The 434-nt window shown below is 50.5% G+C and carries 1 pseudogene; it reads right to left on the bottom strand.

The features are described from left to right. Window positions 1-300 (bottom strand): annotated as a pseudogene (locus ACTHTS_RS11335) (heavy metal translocating P-type ATPase metal-binding domain-containing protein); the annotation flags it as partial. Between the last annotated feature and the right edge of the window lie 134 nt (window positions 301-434).

Consider the following 434-nt stretch of genomic DNA (forward strand, 5'->3'; position numbering starts at 1 on the left):
GCCCAGCATCAACGATGCTTCACGCTCGTTTTCCGACAGTGTTTCGACAAATTCTCGCTGTACGTCGGGCAGGTCGTACAGTTTCAGTTGGGCCAGAATCTAGGGCGGAGGCAACCCGGCCTGTTCCGCTTCGGCAGTTCGCTGCTTGTAATAATTGCCCAGCCCGGCATCAATAATGCCCTGCGCCACAGCCTGACAGCCGGCACAGCAGGCAGGCTCTTCCCGCTGTTCATAGATAATCGGCAAATGGGTACCATCGGGAACGGGCAGGCCGCAGTGGAAACAGTTTTTTTCACTCATAATGGGGTGGGATTGTACACGCTTTGATGATAGGCCGTCTGAAAGGAAAACTTAGTGTAATCACGAAGAGTTTTGAATTTATGGCAGATAAATTAACTTTCAATATGGCCAGGTTGGAGAAAAATCAGTAATGC

Origin of the sequence: Neisseria sp. P0019.S003, assembly GCF_051957115.1 — a bacterium.
Taxonomy (GTDB): Bacteria; Pseudomonadota; Gammaproteobacteria; order Burkholderiales; family Neisseriaceae; genus Neisseria; species Neisseria flavescens_D.